Origin of the sequence: Algoriphagus aquatilis (assembly GCF_042657405.1) — a bacterium.
Lineage (GTDB): Bacteria > Bacteroidota > Bacteroidia > Cytophagales > Cyclobacteriaceae > Algoriphagus > Algoriphagus aquatilis.
Window position 1 is genome coordinate 64,935 of sequence record NZ_JBHSKS010000007.1, and the last position, 17,438, is coordinate 82,372.

General features: G+C 42.0%; 16 protein-coding genes and 1 tRNA gene. 10 read left to right on the forward strand and 7 right to left on the reverse strand.

Annotation, left to right across the window (positions count from 1 at the left end):
• The first annotated feature begins 3 nt into the window (after positions 1–3).
• The gene (locus ACFPIK_RS10375) at positions 4–1,401 is read left to right on the forward strand and encodes an MBL fold metallo-hydrolase RNA specificity domain-containing protein (protein WP_377914933.1); all 1,398 of its coding nucleotides are present in this window, start codon (positions 4–6) and stop codon (positions 1,399–1,401) included.
• A gap of 68 nt (positions 1,402–1,469) precedes the next feature.
• Positions 1,470–1,940, forward strand: coding sequence for a hypothetical protein (locus ACFPIK_RS10380; protein WP_377914935.1), 471 nt, complete (start codon positions 1,470–1,472; stop codon positions 1,938–1,940).
• A gap of 79 nt (positions 1,941–2,019) precedes the next feature.
• On the opposite strand, the gene ACFPIK_RS10385 is transcribed toward ACFPIK_RS10380, so the two are convergent.
• From ACFPIK_RS10385 to ACFPIK_RS10400, 4 genes are all read right to left on the reverse strand, one after another.
• Positions 2,020–4,557 carry an ATP-dependent Clp protease ATP-binding subunit gene (locus ACFPIK_RS10385; RefSeq protein WP_377914937.1) on the reverse strand — a complete coding sequence of 846 codons (2,538 nt, stop codon included), beginning with the start codon at positions 4,555–4,557 and terminating at the stop codon, positions 2,020–2,022.
• A gap of 81 nt (positions 4,558–4,638) precedes the next feature.
• Complete coding sequence (locus ACFPIK_RS10390; RefSeq protein WP_377914939.1) at positions 4,639–5,262, reverse strand: WbqC family protein; 624 nt, start codon at positions 5,260–5,262, stop codon at positions 4,639–4,641.
• Positions 5,263–5,390: 128 nt separating this feature from the next.
• The gene (locus ACFPIK_RS10395; protein ID WP_377914941.1) at positions 5,391–6,017 is read right to left on the reverse strand and encodes an L-threonylcarbamoyladenylate synthase; all 627 of its coding nucleotides are present in this window, start codon (positions 6,015–6,017) and stop codon (positions 5,391–5,393) included.
• Positions 6,018–6,035: 18 nt separating this feature from the next.
• Positions 6,036–6,437, reverse strand: a complete 402-nt coding sequence (locus ACFPIK_RS10400) for a (deoxy)nucleoside triphosphate pyrophosphohydrolase (protein WP_377914943.1) — start codon at positions 6,435–6,437, stop codon at positions 6,036–6,038.
• A gap of 252 nt (positions 6,438–6,689) precedes the next feature.
• On the opposite strand from ACFPIK_RS10400, the gene mltG reads away from it, so the two are divergent.
• The 8 genes from mltG (at position 6,690) to ACFPIK_RS10440 (ending at position 12,431) form a co-directional block, all read left to right on the forward strand.
• Entirely contained in the window at positions 6,690–7,733 is a 1,044-nt protein-coding gene (mltG, locus tag ACFPIK_RS10405; protein WP_377914945.1) for an endolytic transglycosylase MltG, read from the forward strand.
• Between the two features lies 1 nt (position 7,734).
• A complete protein-coding gene (locus ACFPIK_RS10410; protein WP_377914947.1) occupies positions 7,735–8,142 on the forward strand; it encodes an acyl-CoA thioesterase in 408 nt (135 codons plus the stop codon).
• 13 nt (positions 8,143–8,155) lie between these two features.
• On the forward strand, positions 8,156–9,130 hold the full coding sequence (locus ACFPIK_RS10415; RefSeq protein WP_377914949.1) for a YihY/virulence factor BrkB family protein: 975 nt from the start codon (positions 8,156–8,158) through the stop codon (positions 9,128–9,130).
• A 102-nt stretch (positions 9,131–9,232) separates the two neighbouring features.
• Positions 9,233–9,317: transfer RNA gene (locus ACFPIK_RS10420), tRNA-Ser, on the forward strand.
• Positions 9,318–9,574: 257 nt separating this feature from the next.
• Positions 9,575–9,787 carry a helix-turn-helix domain-containing protein gene (locus ACFPIK_RS10425; RefSeq protein WP_377914951.1) on the forward strand — a complete coding sequence of 71 codons (213 nt, stop codon included), beginning with the start codon at positions 9,575–9,577 and terminating at the stop codon, positions 9,785–9,787.
• The gene (locus tag ACFPIK_RS10430) at positions 9,784–10,104 is read left to right on the forward strand and encodes a HipA N-terminal domain-containing protein (RefSeq protein ID WP_377914953.1); all 321 of its coding nucleotides are present in this window, start codon (positions 9,784–9,786) and stop codon (positions 10,102–10,104) included. Before ACFPIK_RS10425 ends, ACFPIK_RS10430 begins: the two co-directional genes overlap by 4 nt.
• A gap of 3 nt (positions 10,105–10,107) precedes the next feature.
• The gene (locus tag ACFPIK_RS10435) at positions 10,108–11,133 is read left to right on the forward strand and encodes a type II toxin-antitoxin system HipA family toxin (RefSeq protein ID WP_377914955.1); all 1,026 of its coding nucleotides are present in this window, start codon (positions 10,108–10,110) and stop codon (positions 11,131–11,133) included.
• A gap of 311 nt (positions 11,134–11,444) precedes the next feature.
• Positions 11,445–12,431 carry a type IV toxin-antitoxin system AbiEi family antitoxin gene (locus ACFPIK_RS10440; RefSeq protein WP_377914957.1) on the forward strand — a complete coding sequence of 329 codons (987 nt, stop codon included), beginning with the start codon at positions 11,445–11,447 and terminating at the stop codon, positions 12,429–12,431.
• Between the two features lie 496 nt (positions 12,432–12,927).
• Here ACFPIK_RS10440 and ACFPIK_RS10445 read toward each other — a convergent pair whose 3' ends face one another.
• From ACFPIK_RS10445 to ACFPIK_RS10455, 3 genes are all read right to left on the reverse strand, one after another.
• The gene (locus ACFPIK_RS10445) at positions 12,928–13,362 is read right to left on the reverse strand and encodes a hypothetical protein (RefSeq protein WP_377914959.1); all 435 of its coding nucleotides are present in this window, start codon (positions 13,360–13,362) and stop codon (positions 12,928–12,930) included.
• Positions 13,363–13,532: 170 nt separating this feature from the next.
• Positions 13,533–13,784 carry a hypothetical protein gene (locus ACFPIK_RS10450; protein WP_377914961.1) on the reverse strand — a complete coding sequence of 84 codons (252 nt, stop codon included), beginning with the start codon at positions 13,782–13,784 and terminating at the stop codon, positions 13,533–13,535.
• 112 nt (positions 13,785–13,896) lie between these two features.
• Positions 13,897–17,097 (reverse strand): CheR family methyltransferase, encoded by a 3,201-nt coding sequence (locus tag ACFPIK_RS10455; protein WP_377914963.1) that lies wholly within the window; start codon positions 17,095–17,097, stop codon positions 13,897–13,899.
• Between the last annotated feature and the right edge of the window lie 341 nt (positions 17,098–17,438).

Here is a 17,438-nt window from a genome sequence, read left to right on the forward strand (position 1 = left end):
CTCATGAATATTACAGCCAAATTTTTAGGAGGATCCGGCGTAGTGACCGGTTCCAAATACCTGATTGACCTTGGAGATTTCGAATTTCTGGTGGACTGCGGCCTCTTCCAAGGTCCAAAAGCCTTAAGAGAACTCAACTGGGATAAATTCCCCATGCCGGTGGCGGATCTGGAAGCTATTGTACTGACTCATGCACACCTGGACCACATCGGCTACCTTCCCAAACTGGTCAAGCAAGGCTTCAATGGACCGATCTATTGTACAAAAGCCACTGCCGATCTTGCCAAAATTCTTCTGCTCGACTCAGGAAAACTCCAAGAAGAAGAAGCGGAATTTGCTCGCAAAAAAGGATACTCTCGACACGAAGATCCTCAGCCTCTTTACACCATGGAAGATGCTGAATCTGTCTTTCCTCTACTCGTCCCACAGCCATTTGAAACTCCCTTTTCCATCCATCCTGCAGTCACCGTGACCTTCTTTCATGCAGGGCATATCTTGGGTGCTTCCATTGTCAAATTTGTCATCAAAGGAGAACATCAAACCAAAAGACTGGTGTTTTCAGGCGATTTGGGGAGATACAAAGACCCTATTTTGTACCCACCTACCCGAATTCCAAAAGCAGATATTCTATGGATTGAGTCCACTTATGGCGACAGAAAATCACCGGTTCAAAAACCTGAAGAAGACCTCGCCAGAGCTATTCGGGACACTTTTGACCGAGGAGGAATGGTCATTATCCCTGCTTTTGCGGTAGGTAGGACGCAATTGCTCATGTATCATCTCTATCAGTTGATGGAAAAAGGAAAGATCCCCAAAGTCCCGATTTTTGTGGACAGCCCGATGGCCATTGACGCCACTAGGCTATACCTGGACTATCATGCAGACCACCGATTAAGTGCCATGCTCGAAGAAGAGCATCATCCATTCAAGCATCCTCAGTTGAGGTATTTTCAAAAGCAAGAACAATCCATGTCACTCAATGACTATAAAGGAAATGCCATCATCGTGTCTGCCAGTGGCATGGCCACTGGAGGGCGAGTGCTGCATCACTTCTTTCACCATTTACCTCATGAAAAAAATGGAGTTATCGTGGTGGGTTACCAAGCAGAAGGCACAAGGGGAAGAAGACTCCTTGAAGGCGAACCTACCTTAAAAATCTATGGACATGACATCCCTGTAAAAGCCAAGATCTATTCTATTGAAGGTCTTTCCGCACATGCAGACCAAGAGGAATTAATAGATTGGGCAGAAGGATTTTGCGAAAAGCCCAAGTTAACCTTTGTAGTGCATGGCGAAAAGGAAAGCGCAGAGACATTGGCATCCAAGCTTAAAAATGAATTGGGTTGGAATACAGTAATCCCTCAATACCTGGAGTCATTTGTTCTTTTCGAGGGAATTTAAAACCCAACATGAATAAAACCTTGATCGTATCAGTTGGATAAAACAAAACCTCTATCTATCTCATCGCTATGAAAAAAATACTTGCACTGATCTTTTGGGCGGCTTTAGTGGCATCTGTCGCCCAAGCCCAAGAAACTTCACAGGCTTCCTTTCCGGGAGAATTTAAAGTGGTGACCATCGTGGAATCCATTGTACCCATGGGGCTAGGTCGAAGCCGAATCATCGATAGCCAGACCCAAGTCGATGCCAGCCTATTTACGACTCAACGTACGGACGGGAAAACAAGCAGCCAAAAAGAAATAGACCGGGAAGACATCAAAGTCAATGAATTGGAAGAAACCAAATTGCTGAACTTCTTCAGCGCTGCGGGGATCAATTTTCAAAATATTGCCTCCAATGATGCCGTCATTGCCTCCAAAATCAACAGTATGTTGATGCAAGGTTGGAAATTGACATTTGTGACTTCCGGAGTAGAAAGTAACGCAGGAACGGAGGATGGTCAAGGCATTTTCATCACCCGATTGTTTTTCAGCAAGTAAATACCCAGAACTTTCTCAAAATGAAAAAGCCTCGGAAGTTTTACGCTCCGAGGCTTTTGCTAGGCTTAAATATTAAAGCTTAATCTGCTTTTTCTTTCTTTTGAACCGTGATGCTTAGCTCAGTTCCCTCACCAGAGTAATCCGCTGTAATTACATCACCTTCAGACAGGTCTCCTTTCAGAATTTCCTCAGCGATGGCATCCTCCAAGTATTTCTGGATGGCTCGATTCAGAGGACGTGCTCCGTACTGCTGATCGTAACCCTTTTCTGCCAAGAAGTCTTTCGCTTTTTCAGTCAATTCAATTTTGTACCCAAGCTCTGTGATTCTTCTGAACAACTTGCCCAAACTGATGTCGATGATCTTAAAGATATGCTCTTTGGTGAGTGAGTTGAACACAACCACATCGTCCAAACGATTCAGAAATTCTGGACTGAAAGCCTTTTTCAAAGCAGACTGAATGGTAGACTTCATGATGTCGTCCATTCCTTCCTGCTTGGCACGATTGGCAAAACCAATACCCGCACCAAAGTCTTTGAGGTCACGCACCCCGATATTGGACGTCATGATGATGATGGTATTTCTGAAATCCACCCTTCTTCCCAATCCGTCTGTCAGGATTCCATCATCGAGCACCTGAAGAAGAATGTTAAATACATCCGGGTGAGCTTTTTCGATTTCATCAAGCAATACAACGGAGTAGGGCTTTCTTCTTACTTTTTCCGTCAGCTGACCGCCTTCTTCATAGCCCACATAGCCTGGAGGCGCTCCCACCAACCTGGATACAGAGAATTTCTCCATGTATTCAGACATATCGATTCGGATTAAGGAATCTTCTTTGTCAAACAAGTATGTGGCAAGAGTCTTGGCTAGCTCTGTCTTACCTACGCCTGTTGGTCCTAAGAATATAAATGAACCGATTGGCTTTTTAGGATCTTTCAGACCTACTCGAGTACGTTGGATGGCTTTAGTCAGTTTTTTGATCGCTTCTTCCTGACCGATAACCTTTCCTTTCAGCTCTTCACCCATATTGAGCAACTTGTTGCCTTCATTTTGAGCGATTCGCTTGGCAGGGATTCCGGTCATCATGGCGATTACCTCAGCCACATGATCTTCATCTACTGTAAATCGTTTGGATTTACTTTCATCCTCCCATCTGGTTTTGGCAGTTTCCAACTGCTCTAGAAGTTTCTTTTCTTTATCTCTTAGCTGTGCTGCTTCTTCGTATTTCTGGGATTTTACCACACGGTTTTTCTCCGCTTTGATATTTTCCACTTCAGATTCCAGCTTCAGGATTTCCTCAGGTACATGGATATTGTTGATATGCACTCTTGCGCCTGCTTCATCCAAGATATCAATAGCTTTATCCGGAAGGAATCGGTCAGAAATATATCGGTCAGACAATTTCACACAAGCCTCAATGGCTGCAGGAGTGTAGACCACATTGTGGTGATCCTCGTACTTGTCTTTGATGTTGTTCAAAATCTGAATCGTCTCTTCCGGTGAAGTAGCATCTACCATCACCATTTGGAAACGGCGGGCTAGCGCACCGTCTTTTTCAATGTATTGACGGTATTCATCGAGTGTGGTGGCTCCGATGCATTGGATTTCTCCACGTGCAAGGGCCGGTTTAAACATATTGGAAGCATCCAAGGAACCTGAAGCTCCGCCGGCACCGACGATGGTATGCAACTCATCGATGAAAAGGATCACATTTGGAGATTTCTCAAGCTCGTTCATCACGGCTTTCATTCGCTCTTCAAACTGACCTCGGTATTTGGTACCTGCGACCAAAGAAGCTAGATCCAGAGTCACCACACGCTTGTTAAACAAAACGCGGGACACTTTTTTCTGAACTATTCTCAGTGCAAGACCTTCAGCAATCGCTGTCTTTCCTACACCGGGTTCACCGATCAGGATCGGGTTGTTTTTCTTTCTTCTGGATAAAATCTGAGCGACGCGTTCGATTTCTTTCTCACGTCCAATAATGGGATCAAGCTTGTCATCTTCTGCCATTTTGGTGAGATCGCGACCGAAGTTATCCAAAACAGGGGTTCTGGATTTTTCTGTGCCCGGCTTGGAAGCAGCACCACCGCCGCCAGGATTAGAAGAACCAAAAAGCTTGGATCCATCGTCATCACCGTCTTCCGCTTCAGCCCTCGCTTTTGGCATAGAACCGGCATCGGACTGCATTTCAAGCATATCCTTGATGGTGTCGTAGCTTACTTCAAACTTATTTAAAATCTGAGTTGCGATATTGTCCTCATCACGCAGGATAGATAGAAGCAAATGCTCGGTACCGATCAGTTGACTTTTAAATATTTTGGCCTCGAGATAGGTTATCTTCAGTACTTTTTCAGACTGTCTGGTCAATGGAATATTGGCCATGTTTTTCACGTTGTGGTTGGCCGTACCTTTTACCGCTCTTTCAATGGCATTGCGGAGTTCATCCAGCGGAATACCAAGCTTCTTAAGAATGGAAACAGCTACACCTTCTCCCTCTCGGATCATACCAAGCAAGAGGTGCTCTGTGCCTATGTAATCATGTCCCAGACGAAGGGCTTCTTCGCGGCTGAGAGAGATCACCTCTTTGACTCTGTTCGAAAATTTTGCTTCCATTTAATTCCTTTCTGATTATCTAATAAATCTGTACGTATGTTACCGAATTTGTTTTAAAAACACAATCCTTTTAACGATTGTTCATGGTTTTTTTAGGGATTGTTTCAGAACCTTTTCTGCCTCAGGGCCTACACAAAACAACAAATCCAATATGCTGAGGTTCGGTTCAAAGTCTAAGCCAAAAAGCTGAGGATATGGGGTAGCCTGATAGTAACTTCTATTGTAAAAAGCGCCTTTGGGCACTATTTGGCCTCTTAAATCAACTATTTCACCGATGGTTTCTTTATTTTCCAAGACAGTGATCTTGACAGGTCGGCGGAGCAATTTGAGACAGATTGTCAGAAGTTGAAGATTCAGGTCCCACAGATTTGAATGCTGCCGCTCCAATATTGGTTGGAAATAGGGAAAAAAGTATTCGAAAAAGGGTGCTTTTCCATAGGCGCTTTGAATCCCACGTAGGTGAATAGCCTGCCACTTTTGCCCATAATCGATTTTAACCTCACGCATTGGGATTCTAGGCCGCCTTCCCTGAATTGGAATACTTAATGTCTCTACCTTGTTTGCCAAAAGAATGCGGGTACGATTGAGGAATGACTGTCGCTGATAGAGATCTTGGGGAAAAAGCAAAAGCTCCTCTGCACCATCAATGGCAGTGAAAAATTCCAAGCTAGGAAGGTAATGTAGGTCGATGGCTACGCGAGTCAAGGGAAAGTGGGGTTCAGGGTTTTTCGGTCAATGGTCAATGTTCTTTATTCAATGTTCGAAATTCAAAAATTTCGAATATTGAACACCGAATGAGGAATATCGAAGTTAAATCTAGCTTCTAGCATCATTCAAAGAATCTCCTCCAACTGCCCCAATCCTTCACGGACTACTACTACTTCATCTCCCGTGCAATCCAAAATAGTAGAAGGCATATTGGATCCGTAGCCTCCATCGATCACGACATCGACCAGGTTTTGGTATTTGTCGAAAATCAATTCCGGATCGGTGCTGTATTCGATGATTTCATCCTCATCCCGGATGGAAGTGGATAGAATGGGTTGACCTAGCTCTTCCACAATCGCCCTCGGAATGCCATGATTAGGCACCCTGATGCCGACGGTTTTTTTATTACTATGAAGAATCTTAGGGACCTGCGAACTAGCCTCTAAAATAAAAGTGAACGGACCTGGCAGACCTTTTTTCATCATTTTGAAAACCGGCTTGGAGATGATTCGAGTATATTGAGAGATATTACTCAGGTCTGCGCACACAAACGAAAAATTGTGCTTTTTGGGATTGATGCCTTTAATTCGGCAGATTTTCTCCACGGCTTTTTGGTTGGTAATGTCGCAGCCCATCCCATAAACCGTATCCGTGGGATAGATAATTACTCCCCCATTTCTGAGCACTTCCACGATCTGCCGCACTCTTCGCGGATCGGGATTTTCCTCGTACAATCTGATAAATTCAGCCATGGCTTCCCTTTCATTTGGTCATACAAGGTTAATCCATTTTTCTGTCAATTCATGCAAAATCGGAAGATCTGCAGGGGCTAAATCCAAAGAAAAAAGCTGATTTTGGTCATACCAGCCGTATTGAGCATGCTCAGCCAAGTCGATCTCTCCCCCGATCCACTGCGCAACAAATGGGAGTAAACGAATGGTTTTGGTCGGGTAGTCAAATTCAACAGGGGTCAGCGTTGCTGTCACTCGAATATCAATCGCCAATTCTTCCTTGATTTCCCTGATCAAACAGCTTTCGGGGTCTTCACCTTCCTCCAACTTGCCCCCCGGAAACTCCCATTTACCTGGCAAATCCATAGATTCAGACCGCTGTGCCAAAAGGACTTTTCCGTCCTGAAGGATAATGGCACAGGTGACGGGGATGATTTTCATAAACTTGACAGCTGGAATAAAACTTACCTGCAAAAATAGAAATGCGGCGGAAAAACGGTGGAAATATAACTCGCTTCGCTCATTGAAATAAGGAAACAGAAGACGCTCTCGCTCGATGAAAGCGGATGGGCAGGTCCCGGAAAGTAAGAGACTTATTTCTATTTATTTCCTATTTCCATTTATCTCCTAACTCCATTTATCTCCCATCCCCCTTTATCTCCGATCTCCATTAATTTCCTATTTTTGCCCTCTATGCAACTCGAAAAGCGCAAAAAATTCACGCTGGTTCTGCTGATCGCGATCTCTGTTCTGGCCATTTCAATGACCTTTTACTTCTATCAGGTCTTTTTCAGTCCCAACACCCTGGTGGAATCTGACCAGCCATATACATTGAAAATCCCCACCAACTCGGTCTATAAAAATGTGGTGGACCAGCTCTACAATGAAAAAGTCATAAATGATGCCTTGAGTTTTGGCTTCGTTTCCAAAATATTGGGCTATCAAGAAGCCGTAAAGCCAGGATTGTACAAGATTGATCCCAAAATGAACAACCTGCAGCTGGTACGCATGCTGCGATCAGGGAGACAGACGCCCGTAAGAGTGACTTTTAATAACGTTCGGACCAAAACAGATTTAGCAGAAAAAATCACTGCCAACCTAGAGGTGACCAAAGAACAATTTTTGGAGTTGATTCAGGATTCTGTGTATATCCGCAAGTTTGATTTTGAAGAAGAGACGGTCATGAGCATGTTCATCCCAAATACTTACGAATTCTGGTGGAACACCAGTGCGGAGGAGCTCTTTGACCGGATGCACAAGGAATATGTAACCTTTTGGACAGAGGAGCGAAAGAAGAAAGCACAGGCTATGGGTCTAAGCCAAAAAGAAGTCAGCACACTGGCTTCCATCGTACAGGCAGAAAGCCAAAAAGCTGATGAAAGACCAAAAATCGCCGGTGTTTACCTTAACAGACTTCGCATTGGCATGCCTCTCCAAGCTGACCCTACGTTGGTATTTGCAGCAGGAGATTTTACCATCAAGCGACTTACGGGAGTTCATATGGCCATAGACAGCCCTTACAATACCTACAAATACGCCGGACTTCCTCCAGGTCCGATCAACTTGCCTGACATCAACTCCCTCGATGCCGTACTGAATGCCGAGCAGCACAAGTACATGTATTTCTGTGCTAAGGAGGATTTCTCGGGTTACCATACCTTTGCTGTCACCTACAACGAGCACATCAACAACGCGTCCAGGTACCAACGCGCACTCAATGCTGCCAAAATTTTCTGATATGTTTCAAGCCGAAACCCAAATTCGAGTTCGCTATGCTGAAACAGACCAAATGGGCTACGTCTATTATGGAAACTATGCCGTGTATTTTGAGGTAGCACGGGTGGAAGCGATGCGTTCGGCGGGATTTTCTTATCGGGAAATGGAGGAAAATGGCGTAATGATGCCTGTTTTGGAAAGCCACTTTCGCTACCTAAAGCCGGGAAAATACGATGAACTGCTTACCATCAAAACCCTCATCCCTGAACTCCCGGGAGTCAGAATACGATTTGAATATCAAGTCATGAATGAATCAGGGGAAGTAATTACGGAAGGTTGGACCACCTTGGCATTTTTGAAAAAAGACTCCCACACCCCCACCCGACCACCGGGAAATTTGCTAGCTTTATTAAAACCATTTTTTAACTAAACACCAATCTGACGTGGTCAAGGAGAAAATCTTCAAATGGAGAATCAGGATACAGCTAAAAGCCAGGCATCTGAAAAGAATCCATTTTGGGAGCCCTGAAAAAAACCTGTATGATGTAAGTCGGATTTTTATCCAGCAGCTCAAAAAAGATGACATCAACGAGCGGGCGGGATCCATGGCTTTCAGCTACACCATCGCTCTTTTTCCGCTTTTGCTCTTTTTGCTCAACCTAGTGCCTTACATGCAGGACCTATTTCCGGTAGTTACCACCGAAAACATCCTGTCTTTTGTCCAAAGCATCATGCCCGAGGACATTTACCAAAATATCGAAACCACACTCATGGACATTGTATCCAAGCCGAGACAAAGTTTGCTTTCGTTTGGATTTTTCTTTGCACTATTTGCCTCGACACAGGGGGTAGTTTCCATGATGGCATCGTTTAATTCTGTCTACAAGACGAAGGAAAACCGTGGATTTTTTGTCACTCGATTAATTGCCATTTCCATTGTAGTGGCCTTGGTATTGACAATCATTGCAGCAAGCACGGTAATGATTTTTGGCAGCCTATTTATCGGCAGACTGGACGAGCTGCATCTGTTCAACAGCAGCTTTATGATCTTTTTGTTCAATACGCTGAAGTTCCTCATCCTGCTCACGGTCTTTTATATCACCTCAGCCTTTATCTTTCGATTTGCACCCGCGATTCACGACAAGTGGCATTTTTTCTCCACCGGTGCCCAATTGGCAGGACTGCTGATCACCTTTGCGTTTTATGGATTTATTTTTTACCTCGAAAACTTCGCCAGTTACAACAAGCTTTATGGCTCCATCGGGACAGTGATCGCGCTGATGCTATGGCTTTACCTGACCTCGATCATAGTATTGGTCTGCTTTGAAGTCAATGTGAGTTTTGATCTTGCGGAGGAAAAGCAAAAGGAGCGGGAAAGGCGTAGAAAAGTACTGACTATGGAATCCGATGTAAATTAATACCAGAAAAATCAGGCACTTAGAAGAAAAAATCACGTGGCTCTTGTCAAAAAAGGGGAAAGCATATACTTTTGCACACCTGATCGAAAAAATCACACGCACAGAGGAGTGGCAGAGTGGTCGATCGCGGCGGTCTTGAAAACCGTTGTACCGAGAGGTACCGGGGGTTCGAATCCCTCCTCCTCTGCAAATACAAGCCCTAACTACTTGATAAAAAAAGAGTTAGGGTTTATTTTTTAGTGTCAGTAGCGAATTTAGTAGCGAATATGTTAAATTTTTGAATTAATGCTCCAAGGTGCATAGCACACGGAATAACATTATATTGTGATATTAAGGATATTTTAATCAATTCAATCCCTTATCCCATCATATTTCACACTATAATGTGATTTATGTTTGATTTTAAATAAATGAACAATATTTTAGTGTAAAAATCACATTATAATGACAATTGAGGAGATTGGAACTGTCATTCGAGAACGGAGAAAGCTACTGGGAATTAACCAGCCGAACTTAGCCGAAATGGCACAAGTCAGTATAAACACGCTCTACAAACTTGAGCGCGGAGAGTTTAATCCCTCGGTGAAAATCCTTAACCAACTGGCAGAAATCTTGGGTTTGGAGCTAAGTCTTGGTCTTAAAAAAACTGACCGATGAGAAGTGCCGCAGTCTTACGAAATGGGGAACAGGTTGGACTTTTGATCAAAGAAAGCCCAAAACGGTATCGATTTGTCTATGACGAGGCTTGGCTTAATGATCCCACCAAGCCCTCAATCAGCCTTACCCTCCCAAAGGTTCAAAAGGAATTTGTCTCAGATTATTTATTCCCGTTCTTCTTCAATATGCTTTCAGAAGGTGTAAACCTGAAACTCCAGGCCAGAAGACTACAGATTGATGAAAACGACTTTTTCTCCCTGTTACTCCAAACTTCCACCACGGACACCATCGGGGCTGTCACTCTAAAAGAACTCTAATCCATGGAATTAAAACTGACCACTTGCCCGATTACCCTTGCCAAAGGATTTGACCAATACAGTCCTTTAGGACTACGGCAACTTTTCGGTGGACGCAAGACTTCCTATTTTCTTCCATATGAAAGCCACCAGCCCACAAATGAATCCGAAATGGAAGAAATGCTGGAAAACAGAAAACGTATATCTATTTCTGGAGCCCAGGAAAAGCTTTCTGCCATTTGGGAAAAAGGAAACATTCGCTTGACAAAGGAAGGAGAAAAAGGAACCTACATCCTTAAACCGATACCCCGTGATATGGACCGTATCGAAATGGTCCCCGCTAATGAACATCTGACCATGCAGATTGCAAAGCAAGTGTATAGCTTGAAAACAGCAGAAAATGGGCTGATATTCTACAGAAATGGAGAACCAGCTTATTTGACCAAGCGATTTGATATCGATGCGAATTCCGAAAAAAAGCTTGGCTTAGAAGACTTTGCCACACTTGCAGGCAAAACCAAGGAAACAGATGGAGAAGAATTCAAGTACAATTCCAGCTACGAAGCGATTGCCGACTTGATAAAAAAGTACGTAGGAGCATATCCGGTGGCTTTGGAAGAATTCTACAAACTTGTCGTTTTCAATTTCCTGTTTTCAAACGGAGATGCACATTTAAAAAATTTCAGTTTGCTGGAAACTTCTCAGGGTGATTATATACTAAGCCCAGCGTATGATTTGATCAATACGCGGCTTCATGTCAAGGATCCTGAGTTAGCGCTGAAAGATGGCTTGTTCAAAAATGACTACTACACTCCAAGTTTCGAAGCCAATGGCTTTTTAGCCTATGATGATTTTTGGGAATTTGGTTCGAAAATCGGCCTGATTAAATCCAGGCTTGCAAAGATTTTGAATGAATTCCGGAACCCAAAATCGGAAGTTGGAGATTTGACCGAAAGGAGCTATCTGGACGAAACCTGCAAGAAACTTTACTTGGACACGTATCAGACCAGGCTAAAGGCATTGAATAGTTCATTTTTAAAGTTGATTTAAGAAACCTCCCAGTATTTAAAGGTTAAAAACAACTTTTCTCTTGAAGAATTGAGAGTTATCAACCGAGATCCTTTTTCTTTTGACTGACATTTCGTGTTCGATCCAGGGTGAATTTCAATTCTGAATTTTCATCTTGCCTACAAGAGTAAATTCTACTTCCGTTTTCTAAACAAGGGTAAAAAATGGTAAAATTTACCCTCGTTGCTTTTACGAGTGTAAATTACTTTCAACAAAGGGTAATCAATCTTTTTTATTCTTTTGTTCATTTTTAATATTTGTTCACGATTCGTGAACTTTATATATTTGTGAACATGAAAGAATATAAAATATTAGATCAAACGTTTCAAAGCGTTTTTCCAATTCTCCATTGCACGGGAAACTGGGAAAAACATGCCAATAAGGAAATGGATGCTCTGGTAACCATGATCTTCCCAATTGGTGAATTCCACTTTGACACATTGCTCAAACAAGAAGTACGAGAAAACACCATCAGAATTATCCAGAATTTGAATGATACTTATCCCAATTTTTTGCTGGTGGCTTATAGAATCTATCCAAAATATAGGCAATTGCTTCAGGAGATGAGAATCAATTATCTGGAGGCGAACGGAAATGGTTTCATTCAAAAAAACGGACTATATATCTTGATCGACAAGTTTGCACCACTAAAAGAAGACACGGAGGATGCAACCAGAGCTTTTACAAAAACCGGCTTACGGGTATTTTTCCAGTTATTAGTAGATGACAAAAATTTAGAAACCAACCAACGTGACCTTGCCCATCAGGCAGGAGTCGCTTTGGGAAATGTTCCCTTAGTCCTGAATAACCTCAAGGAAGCCGGCCTATTGGTAAAGACAAAAACAAATGGTTACCGATGGGTAAATAAAGAGGAAGCCATAGCCACTTGGATCAGCGGATACAGAAATACGCTCAAGCCTTCTTTGTATCAAGGAAGGTACCGATTACCCAAGGACGCCACTTGGACAGAGATACAACTTCCTACTTCAAAGACGAGGTGGGGTGGTGAACCCGGTGGTGATATTTTGACCAATTACCTCAGGCCGGAGCGATTTACCTTGTTTACAGAACTAAACAAACCAGAATTCATCAAAGCAACTCGGATGATGCCTGACAAAAATGGAGAGGTAGAGGTTTATGCAACCTTTTGGGACAAGCATGGTAAAGTTGATCAGTGTGCCCCACCCCTATTAGTGTACGCCGATTTAATGATTAATGGAAATAAAAGAAGCTTGGAAACAGCGAACATGATTTATGAGCAATACCTCAGAGAGCTATAAACAATTGGGAATTCCCATTGAATTAACAAGAGCTACTCCGTGTTCGAATCTCTTCACTTACCGTTCATCACAATTTTTACTAAAAAAAGTGGGTCAGAAAAATCGAGACCTATCGCCAACCCAGCATCTCAAAACCCTGTTTATCAGGTTAATAAATCAGATTATTCGAATCCCTCCTCCTCTGCATTCAAACAGCCAAGCCAATGCTTGGCTGTTTTCATTTCTAGTCATCGGGCCCACCCTGCATACTGGCCCCTCGCTAAATCTTTCCTCAGGAAAGATTTGAACGCTCGGCCCTCTCCTCCTCTACATCTAAAGGCTGAAGAAATTCAGCCTTTTTTCGTCTTGGGCCGTTGAATCTGCCTTGCTCCCAACAAGTAGGATAAATGGCACTTCGCCAATTTTTTATTTGAAAGATTTCTAAACGCTGCTATCAATTTCTATAAAACAAAAAAGCCAAGCTTTCACTTGGCATTTCAATTAGTTGAAGGAAGAGTTACACTCCTTCTTTCTTATAAAATTCCCTGACAAAGGCCAAGAGTTGGTTTTCGGTGAGCTTGTCTGACCGCTCTACAGAAAGCCACTTTCCTTCAAATGCTTTTTTCTCTCTGAGTCGGTTTTTCATCCGCTCCTTCATGGTGCCCGGACCAAAAAGTAAAATATCTTCGAAATTTGCCAGCTTTTGCTCCATCATCCTCATGTATTCATTGATCTCGTTTTGGACGATGTGATGCTTTTTGTACTCGTTGTTGGAAACATGCACTGGGTTGGGAGAAAACCTACTCATGTCTCTGCCTTCTCCTTCGATTCGCTTGATACTCTCAAAAGGAGACTCTACCGTCTCCAAAAGTCTGACTTGCCCACTTTTGAATCCGATCAAATGAGCCTTGGAATGGTCTATCCATACCCCGACTTGCTTGTAGTGTTCCATGGTTTATTGGGTTTTGAATGGTTAAAGATTAAATCAATCTACTAGTATCTGTGCTTAAAATAACAATCAGAAACTCTAACGCTTACAGATAGTTAGCAATTTTAAATCAAAGAAAAAAGTACTTTTTTCAACCCTTTTGGATCAACTCAAACGGATCGAATTCAATAAAATCATTTGACTCTTCCTTCTGAATAAAGGTCGTATGCTGCCACCAAAGTCTGCGTGGCAGGGGATTCACCATACCGCTCATAGCTGTCGATATCTAGCCGTTTTTCGACAAAAACAGGCACATACTTTCCATCTAATTCATCCCATAAGATCAAAAGGTAAGCATAGGGTATCCTGCTGCTTCTCCCCAACTCAAACCATGATTCAAAAAGTGATTCGGGCAGTGACTTGGGATACTCGGGACTGTCAAACATGGGAGAAGGTAAAATCAATTTCGCTTGAAATATAGGAAATGTCAGAAACCTGCCCGCATTAGTTGTTATTCCATTTTGGGTTCAAGATGTGACCTATCCAAATTCCGACTATTTAGTCCATTCGGTTTGTTGGGAAATAAACCTTGAAATTTGAACCTTTACCAACCTCGCTGTCAACGGTAATGTCTCCCCCGGCATTGTTGATAATTTTTTTCACCAGATATAACCCTACTCCTATTCCCTCCACATGATCGTGAGCACGGTGAAAAGCACCAAATATTTTATTCCTTTGACTTTCTTCAATGCCTAATCCATTGTCTTGAATACTTAAGAGTAGCTCCCCATTCAAATTCTCTGTTCGAATAGTTACTTCCAGTTCCCTTTCGGGAGATCTATACTTCATAGCGTTACTTAGAATGTTGAAGAGGATACTCCTTAAATTCTTTTTTGAAAATTGGATCTCAGGCTCTTTTAAATCATAATTGATCTTATACGTCAAATTGACAAATCTATCCTTCAGAGTCATTTCAACTTCAGTGAGCAAATCTCTTAACTTAACCTTCTCAGGCACATCAATTTCTGTTTCGATTTTGACTACGTCTGTGAGTTCACGAATGATGTTACTTAGATTAGCAATCGAATTGTCTGTCATATTTACCAATTCCAACAAATCCGTGGATTGGGGTTCTAATTCTGCCTTCAAAAGAGAAATACAGGTTTTCAAATTGCCTAATGGACCTCTCAAATCATGTGAAACTGAATAAATAAATGTCTTGTGCTCATCATTGATTCGTGACAGTTTATCCTGCACCTTTTTCAGCTCGGTAATATCATTAAAGGTGATGATCACCCCATCGTTTTTATTGTCCTGCTGTTTTACATAGGGTATACCCATCATTTGATACCACCTTCCATCTAGGGTTTGTACCTCTTTTTTCACAACCTCCGAAGAAACGATTACCTTCTCGATATCCGTAATCACAGTCGAAAAGCGAATATTGGTGGTAATATCACTGATCGCCCTGCCGATATCGCTCTCTTTGAGGTTGATCTGACGAATCGCTGAAGGTGTAAATTTTCTTAGGATAAGATCTTGATCCACATACAATTGCGCATTGACAGTCGATCTGAAATAGTTATTCAAATCATCATTCAACTCCGCCAATTCTTTGATTTTGAGCTGATACTCGTTATTGACGGTTTGTAGTTCTTCATTGACTGACTGAAGCTCCTCATTGACACTTTGCATTTCTTCATTACTCGAAATGAGCTCTTCATTGTAGGAGGAAATGTTATCATTGGATTCTTCCAAAGCGCTGTTGGCTACAGTCAGTTTTTGTTTGGTCTCTGCCAGTTCCTCTTTGAGATCTTCCAGATGCTGGAGTACCTGTGCCTCCTTTTCAAAATTGATAGGTGCAGGCTGGAGTACTTTTTTAGTATTGTCATCAGTGAAGAGAACTAAAAAATAGTCAGGTACAGCACCTGCATCTGATAAAAATGGCTTTACCAAGACATTGACTGAATGTGACTTTTTATCCCTGTAGAAACTTACTTTTTTAACACCGGACTCCCGATTGCTTTTCAATGCCTGACGGATACTCGTAGAGGTAGCTATAGACAGTTCTTCTGGCAGCATCTCCAAGAGGTTAAAATTGAAAAGTTTGGGAAGCAGGTATTTTTCATAGTTACCCAGACTCTGGACTATTTTAAGATCTCCATTGACCCAAATTGCTGCCTCGAAGCCAGATATTTCCAAGAGTGATTGGTTAATAAGGTCCAGTAAGTTGCCTTTTTCAGTGTTTCTTTGTGCGACTGAAGCTTGGTTTATACTTTCCCATTGCCTTTCAAGGACTGGAGTACTATAGGATGTATCTCTAAAGTTTCGGACTACTTCAATACTTTTAAATATTCTCCATTTCTTATTCACCTCGATAAAAGACTTTTTTAACTCTCCGAGACTTTCACTGGGACCTAAAAACAGGTATCCTCCCAAATTAAGACAGAAATGAAGGGAAGTAAGGATTTTCTTCTGTAGGATGGGATTGATGTAGATGAGAAGATTCCTGCAGCTGATCAAGTCTATTTTGCCATAAGGAGGCTGCTTGACAATATCATGATCGGCGAAAATGAGCATTTTCCTGATGTTATCTCTCACTTTATAATGATCGCCCTGCTTGGTGAAAAATCTACTTAACCTTTCTTCGGACACCTCATTTTCAATTCGTGCGGGGTAGATGCCTTTGGAGGCCTGTTGAAGGGCTGCTTTATCTATATCGCTGGCAAAAATCTTTACTTCAAGATTTTTTTTCTTCTCTGTGAGGTGCTCTGAAATCAGGATAGCCAGTGAGTATGCTTCCTCTCCGGTAGCACATCCTACTACCCAAACTTTAAAAGTGTCGACCTGTAATTTATTTTCAACGATCTCAGGAATGACTTTTTCCTTGATCACCTCAAATGCTTCTTTATCTCTGAAAAACTTTGTCACACTGATCAAAAACTCTTTTGCCAAATTTGAAATTTCAGAAGGATTAGCCTCAAGAAAAGCCACATATTCCGCTAGAGAAGTCACCTTATTCTTGGCCATTCTCAAGACAATCCTCCTCACAATCGTGGGGCGCTTATACTCTGAAAAATCCAAAGGAGTATGCTTTTGGATCAATCCAAGGATCTTCAATAAGTCTGATTCATGATCCTTGCTAGCATGATTAGAAAAATCATTTTCTAAATCATTGCTTTTGAGATGCATGATGATTTCTTCCGGAATCAATTCTGGAGGAAGGATTACATCCACATGGCCTGAATCAATGGCGCTTTGAGGCATCCCTTCAAACTTGGCACTTTGAGGATCCTGTACAATGACAAAACCACCGTTTCTCTTAACGGATGCGATTCCTTTAGTACCATCAGTGCCCGTACCAGAGAGAATCACAGCAATGCTTTTATCCTTATGGCTCTCCGCGAGGGAATCAAAAAAAATGTCAATTGACTTATTGGGCTGAAAGGGCTTAATATCAGTCAGAAACAACCTGCGATTTTTGATGGTCATATTCTTCCCTTTAGGCATCAGATAAACATGATTTGTTTCCACAAACATCTCATTTTCGGCAACCGTGATTTTGAGTTTGCTATGGTTCGCCAAAAGCTCTGACATGAAACTTTTATGATCAGGTGAAAGGTGCTGAATGATCACATACGCCACACCATCCTGAGGAGTGTGGTCGAAAAGCAGGTGGATAGCCTCCATGCCTCCCGCAGAAGCACCAATAGCAATTATAAAGGGCTCTTTTTCTGATTCAATTCCACTGTTTTTCATGGTGCTGTGATTTTGGCAAGCTGTAAAATAATTTACAAGGTCGATCCGCTACCATCAATAAAACTCATGGAGAAGAAGTAGCCTTAAAAGATGTATTGATTTTCTAAAGCTGGGGAATTTCTTTAGAATCAAATTTCTGTTTGGAAAATAAAAGATTAGAAAGTTACACTAATTAAAAGTAAAAACAGCAAACCATTTTTTTATTTTTAAAACACAGTTTATCAAGCACATAAACAATGAAATACTCACACATACTAATTTATTTTCTAAAATAGAACCTTCACAAGGTTGAATAGAGGCGTCAATACAAACACTATAAAAATACCCCCAAATCAAAAAAT